The 20,817-nt window shown below is 30.7% G+C and carries 21 protein-coding genes; all 21 read left to right on the top strand.

The window, feature by feature from the left end; genetic code table 11:
• Positions 1–100 precede the first annotated feature (100 nt).
• The 21 genes from AB3K27_RS16790 (at position 101) to era (ending at position 20,778) form a co-directional block, all read left to right on the top strand.
• Entirely contained in the window at positions 101–1,114 is a 1,014-nt protein-coding gene (locus AB3K27_RS16790; protein WP_368491266.1) for a stage II sporulation protein P, read from the top strand.
• Between the two features lie 70 nt (positions 1,115–1,184).
• On the top strand, positions 1,185–1,508 hold the full coding sequence (locus AB3K27_RS16785) for a hypothetical protein (RefSeq protein WP_368488516.1): 324 nt from the start codon (positions 1,185–1,187) through the stop codon (positions 1,506–1,508).
• A gap of 79 nt (positions 1,509–1,587) precedes the next feature.
• Positions 1,588–3,396: a translation elongation factor 4 gene (lepA, locus tag AB3K27_RS16780; RefSeq protein WP_368488515.1), complete on the top strand. Its 1,809-nt coding sequence runs from the start codon at positions 1,588–1,590 to the stop codon at positions 3,394–3,396.
• Between the two features lie 12 nt (positions 3,397–3,408).
• Positions 3,409–4,560: a radical SAM family heme chaperone HemW gene (gene hemW, locus AB3K27_RS16775; protein ID WP_368488514.1), complete on the top strand. Its 1,152-nt coding sequence runs from the start codon at positions 3,409–3,411 to the stop codon at positions 4,558–4,560.
• A 190-nt stretch (positions 4,561–4,750) separates the two neighbouring features.
• A complete protein-coding gene (gene hrcA / locus AB3K27_RS16770; protein ID WP_368488513.1) occupies positions 4,751–5,791 on the top strand; it encodes a heat-inducible transcriptional repressor HrcA in 1,041 nt (346 codons plus the stop codon).
• Between the two features lie 110 nt (positions 5,792–5,901).
• Complete coding sequence (grpE, locus tag AB3K27_RS16765) at positions 5,902–6,561, top strand: nucleotide exchange factor GrpE (protein ID WP_368488512.1); 660 nt, start codon at positions 5,902–5,904, stop codon at positions 6,559–6,561.
• Positions 6,562–6,793: 232 nt separating this feature from the next.
• Positions 6,794–8,638, top strand: a complete 1,845-nt coding sequence (dnaK, locus tag AB3K27_RS16760) for a molecular chaperone DnaK (RefSeq protein WP_368488511.1) — start codon at positions 6,794–6,796, stop codon at positions 8,636–8,638.
• A 131-nt stretch (positions 8,639–8,769) separates the two neighbouring features.
• Positions 8,770–9,909, top strand: a complete 1,140-nt coding sequence (gene dnaJ / locus AB3K27_RS16755; RefSeq protein ID WP_368488510.1) for a molecular chaperone DnaJ — start codon at positions 8,770–8,772, stop codon at positions 9,907–9,909.
• An 84-nt stretch (positions 9,910–9,993) separates the two neighbouring features.
• Positions 9,994–10,932, top strand: a complete 939-nt coding sequence (gene prmA, locus AB3K27_RS16750; RefSeq protein WP_368488509.1) for a 50S ribosomal protein L11 methyltransferase — start codon at positions 9,994–9,996, stop codon at positions 10,930–10,932.
• A 126-nt stretch (positions 10,933–11,058) separates the two neighbouring features.
• The gene (locus tag AB3K27_RS16745; RefSeq protein ID WP_368488508.1) at positions 11,059–11,814 is read left to right on the top strand and encodes a 16S rRNA (uracil(1498)-N(3))-methyltransferase; all 756 of its coding nucleotides are present in this window, start codon (positions 11,059–11,061) and stop codon (positions 11,812–11,814) included.
• A 24-nt stretch (positions 11,815–11,838) separates the two neighbouring features.
• Positions 11,839–13,206, top strand: coding sequence for a tRNA (N(6)-L-threonylcarbamoyladenosine(37)-C(2))-methylthiotransferase MtaB (gene mtaB / locus AB3K27_RS16740; RefSeq protein WP_368491265.1), 1,368 nt, complete (start codon positions 11,839–11,841; stop codon positions 13,204–13,206).
• 60 nt (positions 13,207–13,266) lie between these two features.
• Complete coding sequence (locus AB3K27_RS16735; RefSeq protein WP_368488507.1) at positions 13,267–13,611, top strand: histidine triad nucleotide-binding protein; 345 nt, start codon at positions 13,267–13,269, stop codon at positions 13,609–13,611.
• 166 nt (positions 13,612–13,777) lie between these two features.
• Positions 13,778–13,954, top strand: a complete 177-nt coding sequence (rpsU, locus tag AB3K27_RS16730) for a 30S ribosomal protein S21 (RefSeq protein WP_007061146.1) — start codon at positions 13,778–13,780, stop codon at positions 13,952–13,954.
• 28 nt (positions 13,955–13,982) lie between these two features.
• Entirely contained in the window at positions 13,983–14,354 is a 372-nt protein-coding gene (locus AB3K27_RS16725) for a GatB/YqeY domain-containing protein (protein ID WP_368488506.1), read from the top strand.
• A 242-nt stretch (positions 14,355–14,596) separates the two neighbouring features.
• Positions 14,597–14,878, top strand: coding sequence for a sporulation protein YqfC (gene yqfC, locus AB3K27_RS16720; protein ID WP_368488505.1), 282 nt, complete (start codon positions 14,597–14,599; stop codon positions 14,876–14,878).
• Positions 14,865–16,031: a sporulation protein YqfD gene (gene yqfD / locus AB3K27_RS16715; RefSeq protein ID WP_368488504.1), complete on the top strand. Its 1,167-nt coding sequence runs from the start codon at positions 14,865–14,867 to the stop codon at positions 16,029–16,031. The genes yqfC and yqfD overlap by 14 nt, the downstream gene beginning before the upstream one ends.
• A 46-nt stretch (positions 16,032–16,077) precedes the next feature.
• Positions 16,078–18,204, top strand: a complete 2,127-nt coding sequence (locus tag AB3K27_RS16710; RefSeq protein ID WP_368488503.1) for an HD family phosphohydrolase — start codon at positions 16,078–16,080, stop codon at positions 18,202–18,204.
• Positions 18,201–18,695, top strand: coding sequence for an rRNA maturation RNase YbeY (gene ybeY / locus AB3K27_RS16705; RefSeq protein WP_368488502.1), 495 nt, complete (start codon positions 18,201–18,203; stop codon positions 18,693–18,695). Before AB3K27_RS16710 ends, ybeY begins: the two co-directional genes overlap by 4 nt.
• A gap of 47 nt (positions 18,696–18,742) precedes the next feature.
• Positions 18,743–19,441: a diacylglycerol kinase gene (locus AB3K27_RS16700; protein ID WP_368488501.1), complete on the top strand. Its 699-nt coding sequence runs from the start codon at positions 18,743–18,745 to the stop codon at positions 19,439–19,441.
• A gap of 46 nt (positions 19,442–19,487) precedes the next feature.
• Complete coding sequence (locus AB3K27_RS16695) at positions 19,488–19,904, top strand: cytidine deaminase (protein ID WP_368488500.1); 417 nt, start codon at positions 19,488–19,490, stop codon at positions 19,902–19,904.
• Positions 19,897–20,778 (top strand): GTPase Era, encoded by an 882-nt coding sequence (gene era, locus AB3K27_RS16690; RefSeq protein ID WP_368488499.1) that lies wholly within the window; start codon positions 19,897–19,899, stop codon positions 20,776–20,778. The genes AB3K27_RS16695 and era overlap by 8 nt, the downstream gene beginning before the upstream one ends.
• The last annotated feature ends 39 nt before the right edge of the window (positions 20,779–20,817 follow it).

The raw sequence follows: 20,817 nt of genomic DNA, 5'->3' as shown, positions 1-20,817 counted from the left end.
GTTTACGGGAGGGGGGAAAACTGCTTTGAAGAATTTAAAGCAGAAAACATTGAATTACAGAAGAAATAGTTTTAAATATAGGTCCAAGTTAGAAATATGTATGCTAGTAGTGACTATAATACTAGTTATTATTTTGCCTTGTATGGTAAAAGCTAACTCATATAGCAGTGATAAAAAGAGAAATATGTTTTATGTTCAAGTTTTAAATTACACCCTATCTACTGTGAAAGTTACTTCTTTTTCAGAAGATGATATGGCAGAAAATACTTTTTCTATAAGAGATACAGCTTTAAAGATGATAGGATTAAATACCAGTGATGTGTTGTCGCTTTTGGGAAGAGAAATGGCTTTTTTGGATTTAGATGGTTCAAAGAATGTAAGTTTTAATGAATTTAATTTAGAAGATAAAGAAATTGAAAAAAGTAGTGATACATCAAGTTCCAACAGCCAGAATGATTTAAATTTAGAAAATAAAACTGTAACTTTATATGATTCAAGTCTTAAAAAAACTTTGGATACTAGCACACCGGAAGTACTTATATATCATACTCATACTACAGAAAGCTATAAACCAGGAGAGGCAAATAGTTTTGATAATACACAAAATGTTTGTGCCGTAGGAGACGTAATAGTTAATGAACTTCAAAATAATTATGGAATATGTGCCATAAATGACAAGACAGTTCATGATGCAGAGGCATATACTCAAAGTTATGCAAGATCCTCTGTAACTTTAGATAATTATTTAAAAAAACATGGAGATTTTAAGCTTATAATAGATCTTCACAGGGATTCAGTAGAGGATAAAAAAGCAGTAACCGCTAGATTGAATGGAGAAAATGTAGCTAAATTCATGCTGGTGATGGCTAGAAAAAATCCCCACTTTGATAAAAATATGATTATGGCAAATAAAATAATAGAAACTTCTAATAATTTATTTCCTGGGCTTGCAAAAGGTATTTGTTATTATAATTATGGAACTAGATATTTTAATCAGGATAAGAGTAATAATGCTGTGCTTATGGAAATAGGAGCGGATATAAATACATCTGATGAATCTAAGGCTACAGGTAAATATGTGGCTAGAATAATAGCGGAAATACTTAATAAATAAAATTTGTATAAAATCTGTAAAAAGGATCATCCTTATAATGTAAACAATGTTTGTTATAGGGGTGATTTTTGTGAGTAAAAAAGGAGTTATAGCTGTGATAATAATTTTTACTATAATAATCTTTGCGGGTTTTACAATTGTTACCGCAAGGTTGCCGGAATTTATAAAAGATGATTCAAACTTTAAAATAGATTGTTCCCTTTCACCTTTTGACTTCAGAGTAGATATGGGAGAATATTCTTTATACATAAATAATAAAATAGGTTATAATTTTAAAAATGGTACAAAAAAGCTTGTAAACTCAATAGGAGAAGGGGTCCATTCTGGGATTTCTAAAGTCACAAACAAAACTGAACACATATTTGAAAACATAGAAGACAAATTTACTAAATAATAGGCTTTTCACTATATATGCGTTATGATATAATTTACTGTAGCTATCCATATAGTTAGTAATATTGGAGGAAAATAGTATGCAGACCGAAAGACAAAAACATATAAGAAATTTTTCCATAGTAGCTCACATAGATCACGGTAAATCTACATTGGCAGATAGATTAATTGAAAAGACAGGAACACTTACTGAAAGAGAAATGGATTCTCAAGTACTTGACAATATGGAACTAGAAAAAGAGAGAGGTATAACTATAAAATCTCAGGCTATAAGGCTTGTATATAAAAGGGATAATGGAGAAGAATATGTATTAAATCTTATAGATACACCGGGACATGTGGATTTTAATTATGAAGTTTCAAGAAGTTTGGCAGCTTGTGAAGGAGCAATTTTAGTAGTAGATGCCACACAGGGAATTCAAGCTCAAACTTTGGCAAATTGCTATTTGGCAATGGAGCACGATTTGGAGATACTGCCTGTGATAAATAAAATAGATCTTCCAAGCGCTAGGGCTGAGGAAGTAAAGGAAGAAATAGAAGATGTTATAGGAATAGAAACTTCTGAAGCTCCTCTTGTTTCTGCAAAGACAGGCCTTAATATAGAGCAGGTGCTGGAAGCAATAGTGGATAAAATACCACCTCCACAGGGAGAAGAAAATGCTCCCTTAAAAGCACTTATATTTGATTCAAATTATGATAGTTATAAAGGAGTAGTTTGTCATATAAGAGTAAAAGAAGGTACTATTAAACCTGGAGATGAAATAAAACTTATGGCTACTGGAAAGATATATGAAGTTACAGAAACGGGCATATTTGTTCCCAATTTTATGCCAAGGGCTGAATTAAGGGCTGGAGATGTAGGGTATTTTACTGCATCTATTAAAAATGTAAGAGATGCCCGGGTAGGTGATACTGTAACTGGAGCTAAGAATCAGGCAAAAGAACCTTTAAAAGGGTATAGACCTGTAATTTCTATGGTATACAGTGGTATATATCCTGTTGATGGAGCAAAATATGGAGAGTTAAAAGAGGCATTGGAGAAACTGCAGGTAAATGATGCAGCTTTAAATTTTGAGCCGGAAACCTCTGTGGCATTAGGTTTTGGATTTAGATGTGGTTTTTTAGGGCTATTACATATGGATGTTATACAGGAAAGAGTAGAGCGAGAATTTAATTTGAACATAATAACTACAGCCCCCTCTGTTATATATAAAATAGGAAAAACAGATGGTACAGTAGTGGAACTTACAAATCCTACCAATATGCCTCCTATTTCAGAAATAGAATATATGAAGGAACCTATAGTGAAAGCGTCTATAATAACTCCTTCTGAATATGTAGGAGCAGTTATGGAGCTTGCACAAAATCGCAGGGGAATTTTTAAGGATATGCAGTATATTGAAACTGCAAGAGTATCGTTAAACTACGATATACCCTTAAATGAGATAATATATAACTTTTTTGATGTTTTAAAATCCAGAACTAGAGGTTATGCATCTTTAGATTATGAATTAAAAGGATATAAGCCAGCTAAATTAGTAAGGCTGGATGTGCTTTTAAATGGAGATATGGTAGATGCATTGTCTATGATTGTTCCAGAAGAAAGAGCCTATGAGAGGGGAAGAGGTATAGCTGAAAAGTTAAAAGGTATAATTCCAAGACAGCTTTTTGAAATACCTATACAAGCTGCTGTAGGTGGAAAAATTATAGCACGAGAAACAGTTAAAGCTATGAGAAAAGATGTACTTGCAAAATGTTATGGAGGAGATATATCAAGAAAGAGAAAATTACTTGAGAAACAAAAAGAGGGAAAAAAGAGAATGAGACAGGTAGGAACGGTAGAAATTCCACAGGAAGCATTTATGGCTATACTGAAAACTGAAGAATAAGAGGTATATTATATGTATGATAATAAAGAAGTAAATGATAATAAGCCCCTATCTTTATATATACATATTCCATTTTGCAAGAAAAAGTGCTTCTATTGTGATTTTCCTTCTTATAGTGGAAAAGAAAAGCTTATGATAGATTATTCAAAAATATTGGCTAAAGATATAGAAACTATAGGAAGTAGAAAAATAAACACTATATTTATAGGTGGGGGAACTCCCACCTATTTATCTTTAGATGCGTGGTATAATATATATAAGTCTATACAAAAATTAAATACCACTGAAGATTTAGAATTCACAGTAGAGGGGAATCCAGGTACATTTACAAAAGAAAAACTTATATTCCTAAAGAATATGGGAGTTAATAGATTAAGCATAGGACTTCAAGCCTGGCAAAATGATATACTTAAAAATTTAGGGAGAATCCATACCTTAGAGGATTTTTTAGAAGGATACAAAATGGCGAGAAATTTTGGATTTTCAAATATAAATGTAGATCTTATATTTGGACTTCCAGAACAAACTTTAGGGATATGGAAAGATTGCCTGGAAAATGTGGTTAAAATTTCACCAGAGCACATATCCTGTTATAGTCTTATCCTGGAAAAAGGTACACCTTTTTATAATCTATATGGAGAAAACAAATTAAATCTTCCCTCGGAAAAAGAAGAGAGAGCAATGTATGATTTTACCTTGGAATTTCTCTTGAAAAAAGGTTACAAACAATATGAAATATCTAATTTTTGCAGAGAGGATAATATGTGCAGGCATAATCTGGTATACTGGGATTTAAATGAGTATGTAGGTTGTGGCGCAGGTGCACATTCCTATGCAGGGGGATACAGGTATAGAAACACAGAAAATATAGAACAATATATTTTAGAAGGCACCAGGGGAAAAATTCTAAAATTGGATAGGCATAAAAATTCCATTTGTAACGATATGGAAGAATTTATGTTTATGGGTCTTAGAAAAGTGAAAGGAATTTCTATAATTGATTTTAATAATAGATTTAATAAAAATATTTATTCAGTATATGGAAAGGTAATAACTAAATATGTAAATAACGAAATGTTAATATTAAAGGATAATAGACTATACCTAAGTAATAGAGGAATGGAGGTATCTAACAGTATAATGTGTGAATTTATACTAAACTAATATCAATTGTATTAGATATTTTGAGAAAACATGAGAAAAGATTATGAATTCAGTTTTAAACCGGGTAAACTAAACTATTTACTTAAATAATATAATTTATATGATGTTGACAAAAAAAATTATGAGTGATATTTTTTAATCATGGTAATTAGCACTCAATGCTAACGAGTGCTAATAAAGAGGTGATATTATGGAAATAGATGAGAGAAAAATAAAAATACTTCAGGCCATAGTAAATGATTATATAAATACGGCAGAGCCTGTAGGATCTAGAACCATAGCTAAAAAATATAATTTAGGTGTAAGTTCAGCTACTATACGGAATGAAATGTCTGATCTGGAAGATATGGGGTATTTGGAACAGCTTCACAGCTCTTCAGGGAGAATACCTTCAAATAAAGGTTATAGACTATATGTAGATGAATTAATGCAAATACCCAATTTAACTCCTGAAGAACTTTATATAATAAAAAGCCAGATAATAGATGTCACTTTATTTGAAGTTGATAAGATAATAAAGCAAGCTATCAATCTTTTGTCACAGTTGACAAAACTTACTTCCATAGTAAAGGCACCATCCATTAAAAAGGGGTATATAAGACATGTGCAACTAATAAATATTGAATCCAGTAAAAATATATTATTAGTGGTAATAGTTGACAGTGGAATTATAAAAAACAATTTGATAAAGGTAGGAAAAGCTATTTCAGATGATGTGCTTAATAAGTTAAGCAATATATTAAATGCCAGACTGAAAAATCTAACTGCAGAGCAAATAAATTTAAAAGTTATAAATAACTTGAGGATAGATTTAAAAGGCTATGAAGATATATTTAATAATATAATATCTGCTTTATATGATAGTCTAAACAGTGTAGATAATTCCCAAATATATATGCAGGGTACTACTAATATATTTAATTATCCAGAGTATAAAGATATAGAAAAAGCAAAAGGATTTTTATCTATGCTGGATAACAAGGATAAGGTAAATGGACTATTAAACAGTGCTTCAAATATTTCAGTGAAGATAGGTGAAGAGAACTATATAGAGGGTGCAGAAAATTGCAGTGTAGTTTGTGCAGTCTATAGTCTCAATGAAAGACCTATAGGTGAAATTGGTGTAATAGGACCTACTAGGATGCCTTATTCAAAAGTTATATCAATATTAGAAAATGTAGTGAGGGAAATGAATTATATATTAAGTCATATTTATTCAGAGGAAAAGTAGAAAAGTGATTAACCTTTTGATTTCTAATAGGGTTTTAAACTGCCTAGCATAGTAGTATAAACTAGTTGTGTAAGTGGTGATAAAATATTAGATTGGAGGAAATTTCTAAAATGTTAAAGGAAGAAGATAAAAATACATCAGATTTTCATGGTGATGTAGAACAGGAAAAAGAAAATATGGACTTTAAGAGTAATGAGGATTTAGAAAATGATAAAGACACTGATTTAGAAACAGAAGTAGATGAAGAAAAGGAAGAAGCAGAAAATATAGAAGAGGATGAAACTTTAGAGTCAAATCCAGAAGAAGAGTTGAAAAGTGAAAATATTAAATTGAAATCTGAAAATGAAAAAATACACAATGAATTTAAAACTTTACAAGATAGACTAGCAAGAACTGCAGCAGAATATGACAATTTTAGAAAAAGAACAGCTAAAGAGAAAGAAGCTATTTATTCTGATGCCTGTAAAGATATATTAAAGGATATATTACCTGTTCTAGATAATCTGGAAAGAGCAGTGGAAGTAGAAGGGAATATAGATGACTTAAAAAAAGGCGTGGAAATGACAATTAAACAATTTAAAACTGCATTTGAAAAATTAAATGTAGAAGAAATCTCTACAGAAGGGGAGTTTGATCCTAATATTCATAATGCAGTTATGCACATAGAAGATGATAAATATGATAAAAATTCTATTGTAGAGGTGTTTCAAAAAGGATATAAAAGGGAAGATAAAGTAATAAGGTATAGTATGGTTAAAGTGGCTAATTAAGTTTTTAATGTATAAAGCTAAATTATATCAAGTGACTCTTAGGTTCAAATGAAGTTTGTTAATAAATAATACTTTTCGCCATCTGAACCTTAGGAGAACTTATCCAGAGGGCGCAACAGTGCTTAATTTCTCACTTTGAAAAGGCTGGGTCATTAGCCAATTGCCGTCTTCGAATAAATAAGAGGTATACAAGATAAATCTCAACTGAGTTAAATTTAGGAGGTAAATTAACATGTCAAAAGTAATAGGTATTGATTTAGGAACAACAAATTCCTGTGTTGCAGTTATGGAAGGTGGAGACCCGGTAGTAATAGCAAACTCAGAAGGTGCAAGAACAACTCCCTCTGTAGTATCTTTTCAGGCAAACGGAGAGAGATTGGTAGGTCAGGTTGCTAAAAGACAGTCAATAACAAATCCTGATAAAACAATAATTTCAATAAAGAGGGAAATGGGAACAAATCATAAAGTTAATATAGATGGAAAACAATACACACCACAGGAGATATCTGCAATGGTGCTTCAGAAAATAAAAGCAGATGCAGAGGCTTATTTAGGAGAAACTGTTACACAGGCAGTTATAACAGTACCTGCATATTTTAATGATAGTCAGAGACAGGCAACTAAAGATGCAGGAAAAATTGCAGGACTTGAAGTGCTTAGGATAATAAATGAACCTACGGCTGCAGCTCTTGCCTATGGAATGGATAAAATGGATACAAATCAGAGAATATTTGTATATGACTTAGGGGGAGGTACCTTTGATGTATCCATATTGGAACTTGGAGATGGCGTATTTGAAGTTAAGGCTACAAATGGAGATACCCATTTAGGCGGAGATGATTTCGATAAAAAAATAATAGATTATATAGCAGATACTTTTAAAGCTGATAATGGCATAGATTTAAAAAATGATAAAATGGCACTTCAAAGATTAAAGGAAGGTGCCGAAAAAGCTAAAATTGAGTTATCATCTTCAACTCAAACCAATATAAACTTACCGTTTATTACAGCAGATGCTACAGGACCAAAACATATAGATATGAGTTTAACAAGAGCAAAATTTAATGAACTTACACAGGACTTGGTTGACAGAACAATAGAACCTATGAGAAAAGCATTAAATGATGCAGGGCTTACAATAAATGATATAAATAAAGTTATATTGGTAGGTGGATCTACAAGAATACCTGCTGTTCAAGAAGCAGTAAAAAGTTTTACAGGTAAAGAACCATCTAAAGGGGTTAACCCTGATGAATGTGTGGCTATGGGTGCAGCTATCCAGGCAGGAGTTTTAACTGGGGATGTAAAAGATGTATTGCTTCTTGATGTAACTCCGCTTACTCTTGGAATTGAAACTTTAGGAGGAGTTGCTACTCCTTTAATTGAGAGAAATACTACAATACCTACTAAGAAGAGTCAAGTATTTTCAACTGCAGCAGATGGTCAGACTTCTGTGGAAATCCATGTAGTTCAAGGAGAAAGACAAATGGCTGCAGATAATAAGACCCTTGGAAGATTTACTCTGTCAGGTATAGCTCCAGCTCCAAGAGGAGTGCCGCAAATTGAAGTTACTTTTGATATAGATGCAAATGGCATAGTAAATGTATCTGCCAAGGATAAGGGAACTGGCAAGGAAGCTAATATTACAATTACAGCTTCTACTAATTTAAGTAATGATGAAATAGATAAGGCTGTAAAGGAAGCTGAAAAGTTTGAAGAGCAAGACAAGAAGAGAAAAGAATCCATAGAGATAAAGAATAATGCAGATCAGGTGGTATATCAGACAGAGAAGACTTTGAAAGATTTAGGAGATAAGGTTTCAAGTGAAGATAAAAAAGCTATAGAAGAAAAAGTTGAAGCTGTTAAGAAAGTGAAAGATGGAGATGATCTTGAAGCAATTAAGAAGGCTACAGAAGATTTAACACAGACTTTCTATGGAATTACATCAAAAATATATAGTCAAAATGCCCAGCCTGGACCGGATGCAGGAGCAAACCCAGGGGGAACAACAGGAAATACAGATTCTAAAGATGACAATGTAGTTGATGCAGATTATAAAGTAGATGATGATAAATAATATTTTCTCTTCACGATTATATAATAAATGTGTATAATAATAATAGTTAAGGGATGAGTTTCTGGCTCTTCCCTTAATTTAAGTAGAAATTGTAATTTATACTTTTGTTTTAGGTGGTGAAAAACATAAAAATGGCAAAAAAAGATTATTATGAAATCTTGGGACTGGAGAAAGGAGCCAGTGATCAGGATATAAAAAAGGCTTTTAGAAAATTAGCATTAAAATACCACCCAGATAGAAATCCAAATGATAAGAAAGCAGAAGAGAAATTTAAGGAGATAAATGAAGCATATCAAGTACTTACAGATCCTCAGAAAAAAACCCAGTATGATCAGTTTGGTACCACTGATTTTAATGGTGGAGGATTTCAAGGTGGTTTTGGAGGATTTGATTTTTCGGATCTGGGGGGGTTTGGAGATATATTTGACTCTTTCTTTGGAGGTGGATTTTCTTCTGGAAAAAGAAAAAATGGACCAGAAAGAGGTTCTGATCTTGAATATACATTGAGTTTGACCTTTGAAGAAGCAGTTTTTGGTGTGGAAAAGGAAATACCTGTAACTAGAGATGAAAGATGTGAAGTTTGTAATGGGACAGGTGCAAAAAAAGGAAGTCATCCTCACACCTGTGATAAATGCGGTGGTACAGGTCAGGTTAGACATCAGAGAAGTACTCCACTTGGAAATTTCGTTACCATGACTACCTGTGATAAATGTGGCGGTAAAGGTACTATAATAAGAAATCAATGTGAAGAATGTAGAGGTAAGGGTACAGTAAGGAAGCATAGAAAAATAAAAGTGAAAATTCCTATGGGAGTGGATAATGGCAATATAATACCTATAAAAGGACAAGGAGAACATGGTAAAAATGGAGGACCTCCAGGAGATCTTTATGTAAATTTGAGGGTTTCTCCTCATAGTAAATTTAAAAGGAAGGGATTTGACATTTATCTAGATGCTCATATTAGTTTTGGAAAAGCAGCACTTGGAACTAGTTTAAAAGTTCCATCTATAGATGGAGATGTTAAATATGATATTCCACCTGGAACTCAGCCGGGAACTGTATTTAGATTAAAAGGAAAAGGTGTTCCTAAAGTTGATGGAAGAGGTAGAGGAGATCAATACGTGAATATAATTGTAGATATACCTAAAAGTTTAAATGAAAAACAAAAAGAAGCTGTTATAATGTTCATGGAAGCTAGTGGAGAAATTCAACCAAGAGATGTAGAAAAAAAATCATTTATCGATAAAATTTTTAAAAATGATTCCAAATAGAATCTTCAAAATTATAATAAGTAAATATACTGACAGTTTTCATATTATAGCTGTCAGTATATTTACTTATATAGGAGGAAGCATATGAGTAAAGAATGGATAGAGGTCTCCATAATTGTAAGTAGTGAAGCGGTAGAAGCTGTTTCAGGAATATTATATAATACGGAAGTTGAAGGTATATCCATAGAAGATACAAAGGATATAGAATTCAAGAAAAAACATTCTGGAGACTGGGATTATTTTGATGAAAGTCTATTGAAAGTGAAAGAGGGAGCAGTAATTAAAGCATACTATAGAGAAAATGAAAACTTTGACAGTTATCTAGAATACATAAAACATAATATAAATAATTTAGAAAATTTCGGTATAGATAAAGGAAAAGGTTTGGTTGTAGTAAATAAAGTAAATGAACAGGATTGGGAGAATGATTGGAAAAAGTACTATAAGCCCTATAGGGCTGGAGAGAAAATAGTAATAAAGCCACTTTGGGAAAAGTATGAAAATAAAAAACATGATATAGTAGTAGAAATTGATCCAGGTATGGCCTTTGGTACTGGCACTCATGAAACTACAAAAATGTGTATAAAGGCACTGGAGAAATATGTTAAGCCCGAATCAAATGTATTTGATATAGGTACAGGTTCAGGAATACTAGCTATAACTTCCTCAAAGCTTGGAGCAAAAAAAGTTACTGCGGTGGATTTAGATCCTGTAGCTATAGAATCCGCTTTGAAAAATATAGGATATAATAACATAAAAAATATAAAGGTAGTTCATGGAAATCTTATGGAAGAAATTCATGGAAAGGCAGATATTTTGGTTATAAATATAATTGCAGATGTGATAATGTCTTTAACAGAAGAAGTTAAAGAATTTTTAGTTCCAGAAGGAGTTTTTATATCTTCGGGTATAATAATAGATAGAAAAGAGGAAGTGGTTGAAAATTTGGAAAATAACGGATTCAAAATAAAAGAAATAAATGAAGATGGAGAATGGGTATGTATAGTATCAACTATCAAGTAACTTTTAGCTTTGGATGGAGCTTTCTCATAAGGAGTGCTTTTCTCCATCTTAATCTTAGAAGAACTCATTTAAAAAAACTGGGGGCATTAACTAATTGCCGCCTTTGGATAAAAAAGGTGATTTAATATGAATAAATTTTTTGTACCCCAGGCGGATATAAATTTTAATACAGTGTATATTACAGGGGATGACTTAAAACACATAAATAAAGTGCTTAGGTTAAAGATAGGAGACAAAGTAAATGTAAACAACTGCCATGGAAAAGAATTTTTAGGATTAATAGACAATATAGACAGGGAAAAAGTTACAATAAATATTGTAGAAGAACTTAAAGTATATAATGAAAGTACCCTTAAATTATATTTATTCCAAGGATTGCCTAAATCCAGTAAAATGGATTTAATTGTACAAAAGGCTACTGAACTTGGAGTTTCGGAGATAACCCCTATAATTACTAATAGAGTGGTAATAAAAGGTGATTTTAAAGAACTCAAGAGAGTGGATAGATGGAATAAAATTGCATTGGAAGCCTGTAAACAGTGTAAAAGAAGTATAATACCTCCTGTGAATACTCCTATTTACTTTGAAGAACTTTTAAAATGTTTATCTAATGTGGACTTAATTGTAGTTCCTTATGAAATGGAAAAATCTATTGGAATAAAGAAAGTAATAAATTCTATAGAATGTAGAGAGGCTATAAATAAAGTAGCCATTGTAATTGGTCCAGAGGGAGGATTTGAAAAAGAGGAAATAGAAAAACTTAAGGATATTAATTCCAAAATAGTAACTCTTGGCCCTAGAATATTTAGAACGGAAACGGCGGGATTTGTCTGTGTAGCACTTCTTATGTATGAATTAGGAGATTTAGGAGGTTTTTGTTAGGTGGAACCAGTTAATGCAAATAAAGTGGATTTAACACTTTCAGGTGAGGAATTTTTTCATTTATATGGTAGGAAGAAAAAAGTGGCTATAGCTACTCTTGGATGTAGAGTAAATCAATATGAAACTGAAGCTATGGCTGAAAAATTTATTGGGGAAGAGTATGAACTTGTGAATTTTAGACAATATGCGGATGTGTATGTAATAAATACTTGTACGGTAACAAATATGGGGGATAAAAAGTCTAGACAGATGATACATCGTGCTAAAAGAAGAAATTCCAGCGCCATAATTGCTGTAGTAGGATGTTATTCTCAAATTGCTCCAGATGAAGTATCTAAAATAGAAGGAGTAGATGTGGTTCTAGGAACTAAAAATAAGGGTGATATATTGCACTGGGTGAATAGAGCCTTTAGAGATGAAGAAAAAATAGTAGAAGTCAATGATATCTTAAAAAATAGAACATTTGAAGATTTAAATATAAGTGAATATCAAAATAGAACAAGAGCCTTTTTAAAAATTCAAGATGGATGCAATAGATTCTGCTCTTATTGTTTGATACCCTTTGCTAGAGGACCTGTATGCAGTAAAGAACCTGATAAAATTATAGAAGAAGTTAAAAAACTTGAAATTAATAATTTTAAAGAAATAGTACTTTCAGGCATACATATTGCCTCCTATGGTTTAGATATTAATGAAAATTGGAACTTGATTAGAATATTGGAAGAGATAGATAAAATAAAAGGTATTGATAGAGTTAGAATAGGTTCTATAGATCCTAAGTTTTTTACAGAAGATATTATAAATAGGATGGCAAATTTAACAAAATTATGTCCTCATTTTCATCTTTCACTTCAAAGTGGATGTAACTCTACTTTAAAAAGAATGAATAGAAAGTATACTACTTCAGAATATGAAGAAATAGTATATAAACTTCGAGAGAGTATAAAAAATGTATCTATAACCACTGATATTATAGTTGGTTTTCCTGGTGAAACAGAGGAAGAATTTTGTGAAACTTATAATTTTTTAAATAAGATAGCACTTTCAAAAATTCACGTGTTTAAATATAGCAGAAGAGAAGGTACCAAAGCTGCAAATATGGAAGATCAAATAGATGGCAAGATAAAAGATGAAAGAAGCATTAGGATTATAAAGTTAAATGAAAAACTGGAAAATAAATTTATGAATAGATTTTTAGGCAATAATATGAATGTATTGTATGAACAGAAAGTTCCAGGGGAAAAGATATGCTATGAAGGGTATACACCCAATTATATAAAGATAATTGCAGAAACTGTAAAGGGCGAAAATTTGGAGGGAAAAATTTTAAGTACAAAACTTGAAAGTTTAAAAGAGGGATATATTTCGGGGAAGATCAAAAGTTTTATGTGATTTTAGAAGGATATTGATTATAAACTATTGAATATTATACAGTTAAAGGAGGTGAAATTTATGGAAGATTGTATTTTTTGTAAGATAATAAAGGGTGACATACCTTCTGAAAAAGTATATGAAGATGACAAGGTATTATGTTTTAAGGATATAGAGCCAGGTGCACCAGTACATGTACTTATGATACCTAAAAAGCATATAGATAGTATAAATGACATTACTGAAGAGGATGCTAAACTCATTGCTTATATATATTTAATTGCAAAACAAATTGCAGTTAAATTGGGTATATCAAATAAAGGATATAGAATTGTAACTAACTGTGGAAAAGAAGGGGGACAGACAGTATCACATGTTCATTTCCATATGCTGGGAGGAAGAACTTTGAAATGGCCTCCAGGTTAATATTCATTATAAAAAAGTTGAGAGTACAATTATGTTTAATATAACCACTATGAAATTGTTGACAGTGTCTAAAGATTTATTGTATAATGGCTATGTGCTATTTGACCCATGTTAACTGTATTTAATTTTTTAAATTAAATTGAGCTAGCGGAGGGAGGGATATAATATGTCAGAAATAAAAGTTGGAGAAAATGAAACTATAGAGAGTGCATTGAGAAGATTTAAAAGAAAATGTGCAAGAGCTGGTGTTCTTTCAGAAGTCAGAAAAAGAGAACATTATGAAAAACCAAGTGTAAAAAGAAAGAAAAAATCAGAAGCTGCAAGAAAGAGAAAGTTTAAGTAGAATTTTTTGAAAGAGGGTATTAAACAATATGTCCCTTAAACAAAAATGCCAGAAATATGATTTTAAATTGATAGATAAGCTTAAATTAGATATTATGAGTATGGCTAAATTGATTATTTTATTAGTGGAAAAAGCTAATGGAAGAAAACTTGATGATAAAAAAGTTGCAGATGTGTTATTAAGACAAGTTAAGGAAAGATGCAAATGTATGCTTAAATTTAAAAAAGGCGAAAAATGGGATTTGATTCGTAAGATGAGATCTGAAATAGGGATTTTGTTGAATTACCTTCCTCAGCAGTTAAGTGAGAAAAAACTTTCCGAAATTTTTAGGAAAGCAGTTGACAAAGTGGGTGCAGAAAGCATAAAAAGTGAAAAATATTATGGCAATTGTTGTACTTAAGAACTAAAGCTATGAGATGGTAGGCTTGTGAGTCAAATAGTAAAAAATATTTAAATAAATATAAGAAGCTGGGAGTTTATTCTCAGCTTTTTTTATTTATCTGAAATTTACATGATTAAAGAGAAAATAAATCAGTGTACTTCTTAAATGTAGTTTAACCTTTAAGGAATTTATTATATATATATTTCATAAATTAGTAGAGACTATGTATTTAATATAGATAAATTTTTAGAGGTGATACTATGGGAGACAAAATGTACAATACAAAGCGGAATATTGCAGATAAGTTAGATTTGCCAAGGGATATAATTTTAAATATGCCTCAAATTAAAGTTACGGGAAATAGTGAAATAATAATAGAAAATCATAGAGGCATTATATTATTCGATGAAAATCAAATAAAAATTAATTCAGGTGTAGGTTTAATATCTATATATGGTAGTAGATTTGAAGTACTTTTTATGGGGGGAAGTACTATAACCATAGGAGGGAGGTTTAATTCTATAGTTTATGAGGGAAATTAGTAAATTTAGTCTAAGGTACTGTAGAAAAGGAATTGTTTTAATTGAGATACAATCACTAATACCTGAAAAGTTTATTAACCTTATGTGGAAAAATAATATTTATATAAAAAATATAAAAAAGAAAAGTATTACTACTATGACTATGGAAATAAATTTAAAAGATTACTATGATATAGAGGATATAGCCCAAAAAACGAGCACTAAAGTGAAAATTATTAAAAGAAGAGGGATTGTGTTTCTAATAATTAAGCTTAAGAAAAGAATAACCTTGGTAACAGGAGCAATTCTATTTATAGCAATAATATATTATTTGTCTACATTCATATGGAGTATAAAAATTACTTCTGATAAAGGCCTTCCACCTTACATAATAAGGCACCAACTTAAGAATTATGGAGTAAAACCTGGAATTAATAAGAATAAAGTAGATGTATATAAAATAGAAGAAGAGCTTATGAAAAATAATGATAGTATAATGTGGGTAAAAGTAAGGATAGAGGGTTCTAAATTAAGTGTAAAAGCGGTAGAAAGAAAATCTCCACCTAATATAATTAAAGAAGACAACCCATGTAATTTAGTGGCTAAGAAGGATGGAAAGGTATTAAGAATATATACTACACTAGGTACTCCAGTTGTAAAAATAGGAGATGATGTAAAAAAAGGACAGATACTTGTAAAAGGAGAACAAGGACAAGAATCCGCCACTTATAGCGTTGCTGCGGGAGGATATGTCATATGTAGAACCCTATATGAAGATACAGAAACAGTAAATATAAATAGTATAAAGAAACAAAGAACAGGTAAGAAAATACAAAATTATTATATTAGTCTGGGGAATAAAAAACTGTATTTAAAAAAAAATGATAACAAATTTAATAATTATGATAAAATAGAGGAAAGTAAATTCATGTTAAGGAAAGAAACTTATTTTGAAGTTAAAGAAATTACGGTAAAAGGTGACTCACAAAAAATAGTGAAAGATACTGGAGATAAGTTGTATAAGAAAATATGTTCTAATTTAGATAAATCTATAAATATTTTAGATAAAATAGTTACTTATGAGCAAGGAGATTCCTGTAAAGTTAAAGTCCAGGTTATAGCAGAAGAAAATATAGCAGTTCAGGATAAGATTGAAGATACGGATAAAGAATAAAACTAACATTTAGAAGATAAATATAGAAAACAAAGGGTGATTTTCATTGAAAAAATTATCATTGAAAAGATTTTTTTTAGGTAAAAATATTAATAAGATAATTGTTTTTATAGTAAGCTTTATATTTATTTATTCTTTACTTGTCACTGGACTTACAGCAAAAAGATATAATTTGAAGGTAGGGGATATTCCAAAAGTTGATATAAAAGCTCCAAGGGAAGTAAAGGATGAATTATCCACAGAGACTAAATTGCAGCAAACTATTGATTCTGTACCTATTCAATATAATAAAAATCCTGAAGTGAAGACTAGCATATTGAACAATCTAAGTGGGTTTTTTACAAAAGCAAGTCAATTAAAAGATTCACAGTTAGAAGACAAGGATAAATTAGAAAAACTAAAGAGTGAATATAGTATGAATGTAACAGATGATACCTATAAAGCTGTAATAGCACTTGATAAAGATGATATGAAAAAACTTCAGGATTTCCTGCAGAAAACCCTAAGCGATATATATGATAATAGCAATATAAGTGATAATACGCAAAGTGATAACCAGGAAGATATTAAAAAAGCCCAGGAGAACATATTGTTAAAGGTAACCACTTCTGACTTGTCTAAAGATTTAAGAACGTTGGCTACTGATATAGGATATTCTCAGATCTCACCTAATTTTTTTTATGACAAGGAAAAAACCGAAGAATTAAGAAAAGAAGCTGAAAAAAAAGTTTCTTATGTTATGATAAAAAAAGATCAGAGCATAGTAAAAGAAGGAGAACCGGTAACAGAACATCAAATACAAATATTGAAAGATTTAGGCCTTTTAAACAATAGCCCTTATTTCCAGTGGCATATATATTTATCATTAGCGGTATTGGTAGTATTGGTGCTATTATTACAGTGGATTTATATTTATAAATATCATAAAAAAGTTTTTGAAGATGTAAAAATGATTATCATGATAAATATGTTAAATTGTATAGCTATATTATTATCTAGAATTGTAGTAATGATTTCTCCATTTTTGATGCCTATTACCTTTATACCCATGATAATGGCGTTATTAGTTAATCATAGAATATCTTTAACCTTAAGTGTATTGAATTGTGTTTTGATAAATGTGGCATTAGGCTTCAATTTAGATATAACTATGCTAGCTATTGTGAATTCAGTAGTAGGTTCTATTATACTTAAGAAAATGCAGCAGAGAAATGATATATTAATTGCTTCTTTGTATGTATTTATTATAAATATTACACTTACTTTTTCCATGGGATTTTTGCTTAGTAGTAATATACTGGATGTGGTTCAAAAAGGTATATATACTGGAAGTGCAAGTATAGTTTCTGGAATTTTAGTTATAGGATTTTTACCTTTATTTGAAAGTGCATTTGATATAGTAACCACTATAAAACTTCTAGAACTTTCAAATCCTAATGCACCGCTTTTAAAAAGATTGCTCATGGAGGCACCTGGAACTTATCATCACAGTATAATGGTAGGGAATTTAGCAGAAGTGGTTGCAGAAGAAGTAGGGGGTAATTCTCTTTTAGCTAGAGTGGCAGCTTATTATCATGATATAGGTAAAATAAAAAGGCCCTATTTTTTCAAGGAAAACCAATTAGGCAAAGATAATCCACATGATAAATTAACACCTAATCTGAGTACTTTAATAATAATATCTCATGTGAAAGATGGTTCTGAGATGGCCAAAGAGTATAAACTACCTAAGATAATAAAAGATATTATAGAAGAACATCATGGTACGTCTATTGTAAAGTATTTTTATTTAACTATGAAAAATTCAAGCAAAGAAATTGAAAATATAAATGAAGAGGATTTTAAATATTCAGGACCTATCCCTAAAACAAAAGAATCAGGTATAATAATGTTAGCTGATGGAGTGGAAGCGGCGGTAAGATCTATAAATGAACCTGATGAGGCTAAAATTACACAGATGATAGATAATATATTTAAGGATAGGTTAAATGAGGGACAGCTTGATGATTGTGACCTTACTTTAAGAGATATAAGTAGAATAAAAAAAGCTTTTTTGACAGTGCTAATTGGTATATATCACCATAGAATAGAATACCCGGAGGATAAGTTTTCTAAAAAACATGTGGCACAATTACAAAAATTTAACGTATTAAGACAGGGAGGAAAAAAATGATTTTTTTAGATAACAGACAGGATAAAATAGAAGTGACGGAAGAGCTTGAAAAGATTGTTACAAGTAGTATAGAATGTGCTTTAAAGGAAGAGAAAGTGAATCTTCCCTGTGAAATAAGTGTTGTATTTGTAGATAATGAGAATATAAAAAATATAAATAGAGAAAATAGAAGTATAGATAAAATAACTGATGTTTTGTCCTTTCCTATGTTGGAATATCCAGAAGGCAAAGTATTTAAAGAGGTTTACTTAAATCATAAATTTCCTGAATATGATATGAATGATGGAAATTTAGTACTGGGAGATATTGTTATATCCCTTGAAAAATGTGAAGAACAAAGTAAAGAATTTAGACATTCATTTTTTAGAGAGACTTGTTATTTAATAGTGCATTCAGTGCTTCATCTTTTAGGATATGATCATATAGAGCATATTGATAAAAAAATTATGAGGCAAAGGGAAGAATACATTCTAAAGAAGGTTAAATTATGATTATGTAGCACTATGTAAATTTTAATTTGATAAAATGAGGAGTAGTCATGAAGGTAAAAAAGTTATTGGATAGTTTTAACTATGCTATTGAGGGTATAATATATTCTGTTAGAACCCAGAGAAATATGAGAATACACATGACAGTAGCTCTTTTAGTGTTGATTATATGTTTTTTTTATGACCTAAGTAAATCAGAAATACTAGCCATAATAATAACTATAAGTATGGTTATTACAGCTGAACTTTTTAATACAGCGGTAGAATTTGCAATAGATGCTACTACCAATTATTATCACCCACTGGTGAAAATTGCAAAAAATGTAGCGGCAGGAGCAGTACTGATTACTGCGGCAAATGCTATAGCTGTAGGATATATAGTATTTGGAGATAAATTAGAGTATATCAATTTTATAGTTATGAAAAAAGTTAAAAGTACAAGTCCTTATACTATATTTATAATATTGACAGTGGTATGTATAGCTACTATAGGTGTAAAAGCTGTCTTTGGAGAGGGTACTCCCCTTAAAGGAGGCATGCCAAGTGGACACAGTGCCCTAGCTTTTTCCATAGCTACTATCATAGCTTTAATAACAGGACAATTAGCAGTAGTTATTTTAAGTTACCTTTTAGCTTTTATAGTAGCACAGAGCAGAGTAGATTCGGAAGCCCATTCTGTAATGGAGGTGATTTATGGAGGAATATTTGGAACTTTAATAACGGTCTTTCTTTTTAGGATATTTGGATAGGAAGGTTTATTTAAGTGTAAAGTCTATATTTTCAGGGAGGAATAATATGGATTATAAGAAGTTGATTTCTGAAGCTGTTGCTGCGAAAAAACTTGCCTATGCTCCTTATTCTAAATTTAAAGTTGGAGCAGCTGTACTAACGGGAGATGGAAGTTTATATACGGGTTGCAATATAGAAAATGCCTCTTATGGAGCTACTAATTGTGCAGAGAGAACTGCTATATTTAAGGCTATTTCGGAAGGACATGGGGATTTAAAGGCTATTGCAATAGTAGGATCGAATAAAGACTATACTTATCCCTGTGGCATATGCAGACAAGTAATTTCAGAGTTCGCGCAGAAAGATATGGAAATTATATTGGTGAAGAATGAGAATGAGTATATAGTAAAAAAGTTAGAAGAAATTTTACCATATGCATTTATAAAAAAACATTTGGAAAATAGGGAGAAAGTTTATGATTAAATCAGGATTTATTACAATCGTAGGAAGACCTAATGTAGGAAAATCTACATTGTTAAACAGTATTATGGGAGAAAAACTATCTATTGTATCTTGTAAACCACAGACTACCAGAAATAGTATACAGACTATTTTGACTAGAGATGATTTTCAGCTGATTTTTGTAGATACGCCAGGTATACATAAACCTAAACATAAGCTTGGAAATTATATGGTGAAAATTGCGGAAAATTCTGTTAAGGATGTGGATTTAATACTCTTTTTAATAACTCCTGATGTAGAAGTTGGAAAAGGAGACAGATATATTTTAGAACAACTTAAAAAAGAAAATATACCTGTATTTTTAGTGGTAAATAAGATAGACGAAAATCCACAGGAAAAAGTAGCTGAGACTTTAAAAAATTATTCAGAGATTTTTGATTTTGCTGAAATTATACCAATATCTGCATTAAAACAAAAAAATGTGAAGGAACTTGTAGAACTTATGGTAAAGTATATGCCGGAGGGACCTAAATATTATCCGGATGATATGATTACAGATAAACAGGAAAAATTTGTAGTAAGCGAGATTATAAGAGAAAAAGCGCTTAGACTTCTTTCAAAAGAAGTGCCTCATGGTATAGCTGTAGATATACTCTCTATGAAAAAAAATTCTAAGGGATTGTATAATATAGAGGCTACTATACTTTGTGAAAAAGAATCTCATAAGGGAATAATAATAGGAAAAAAAGGAACTATGTTAAAAAAAATATCTACTTATGCCAGAGAAGATATTGAAAAATTTTTGGATTCAAAGGTTTATTTAGAGGTTTGGGTTAAGGTTAAAAAAGAATGGAGAGACAGTGATAGGTTGTTAAAAGAGTTAGGATATAAATAAGTTAATATAGAAATTTATTTTTAAATAAAGGATATACTA

Source organism: Clostridium sp. BJN0013, from assembly GCF_040939125.1.
In the GTDB taxonomy this organism is placed as follows: Bacteria; Bacillota; Clostridia; order Clostridiales; family Clostridiaceae; genus Clostridium_B.
This window is presented reverse-complemented; position numbering and strand designations above follow the sequence as displayed.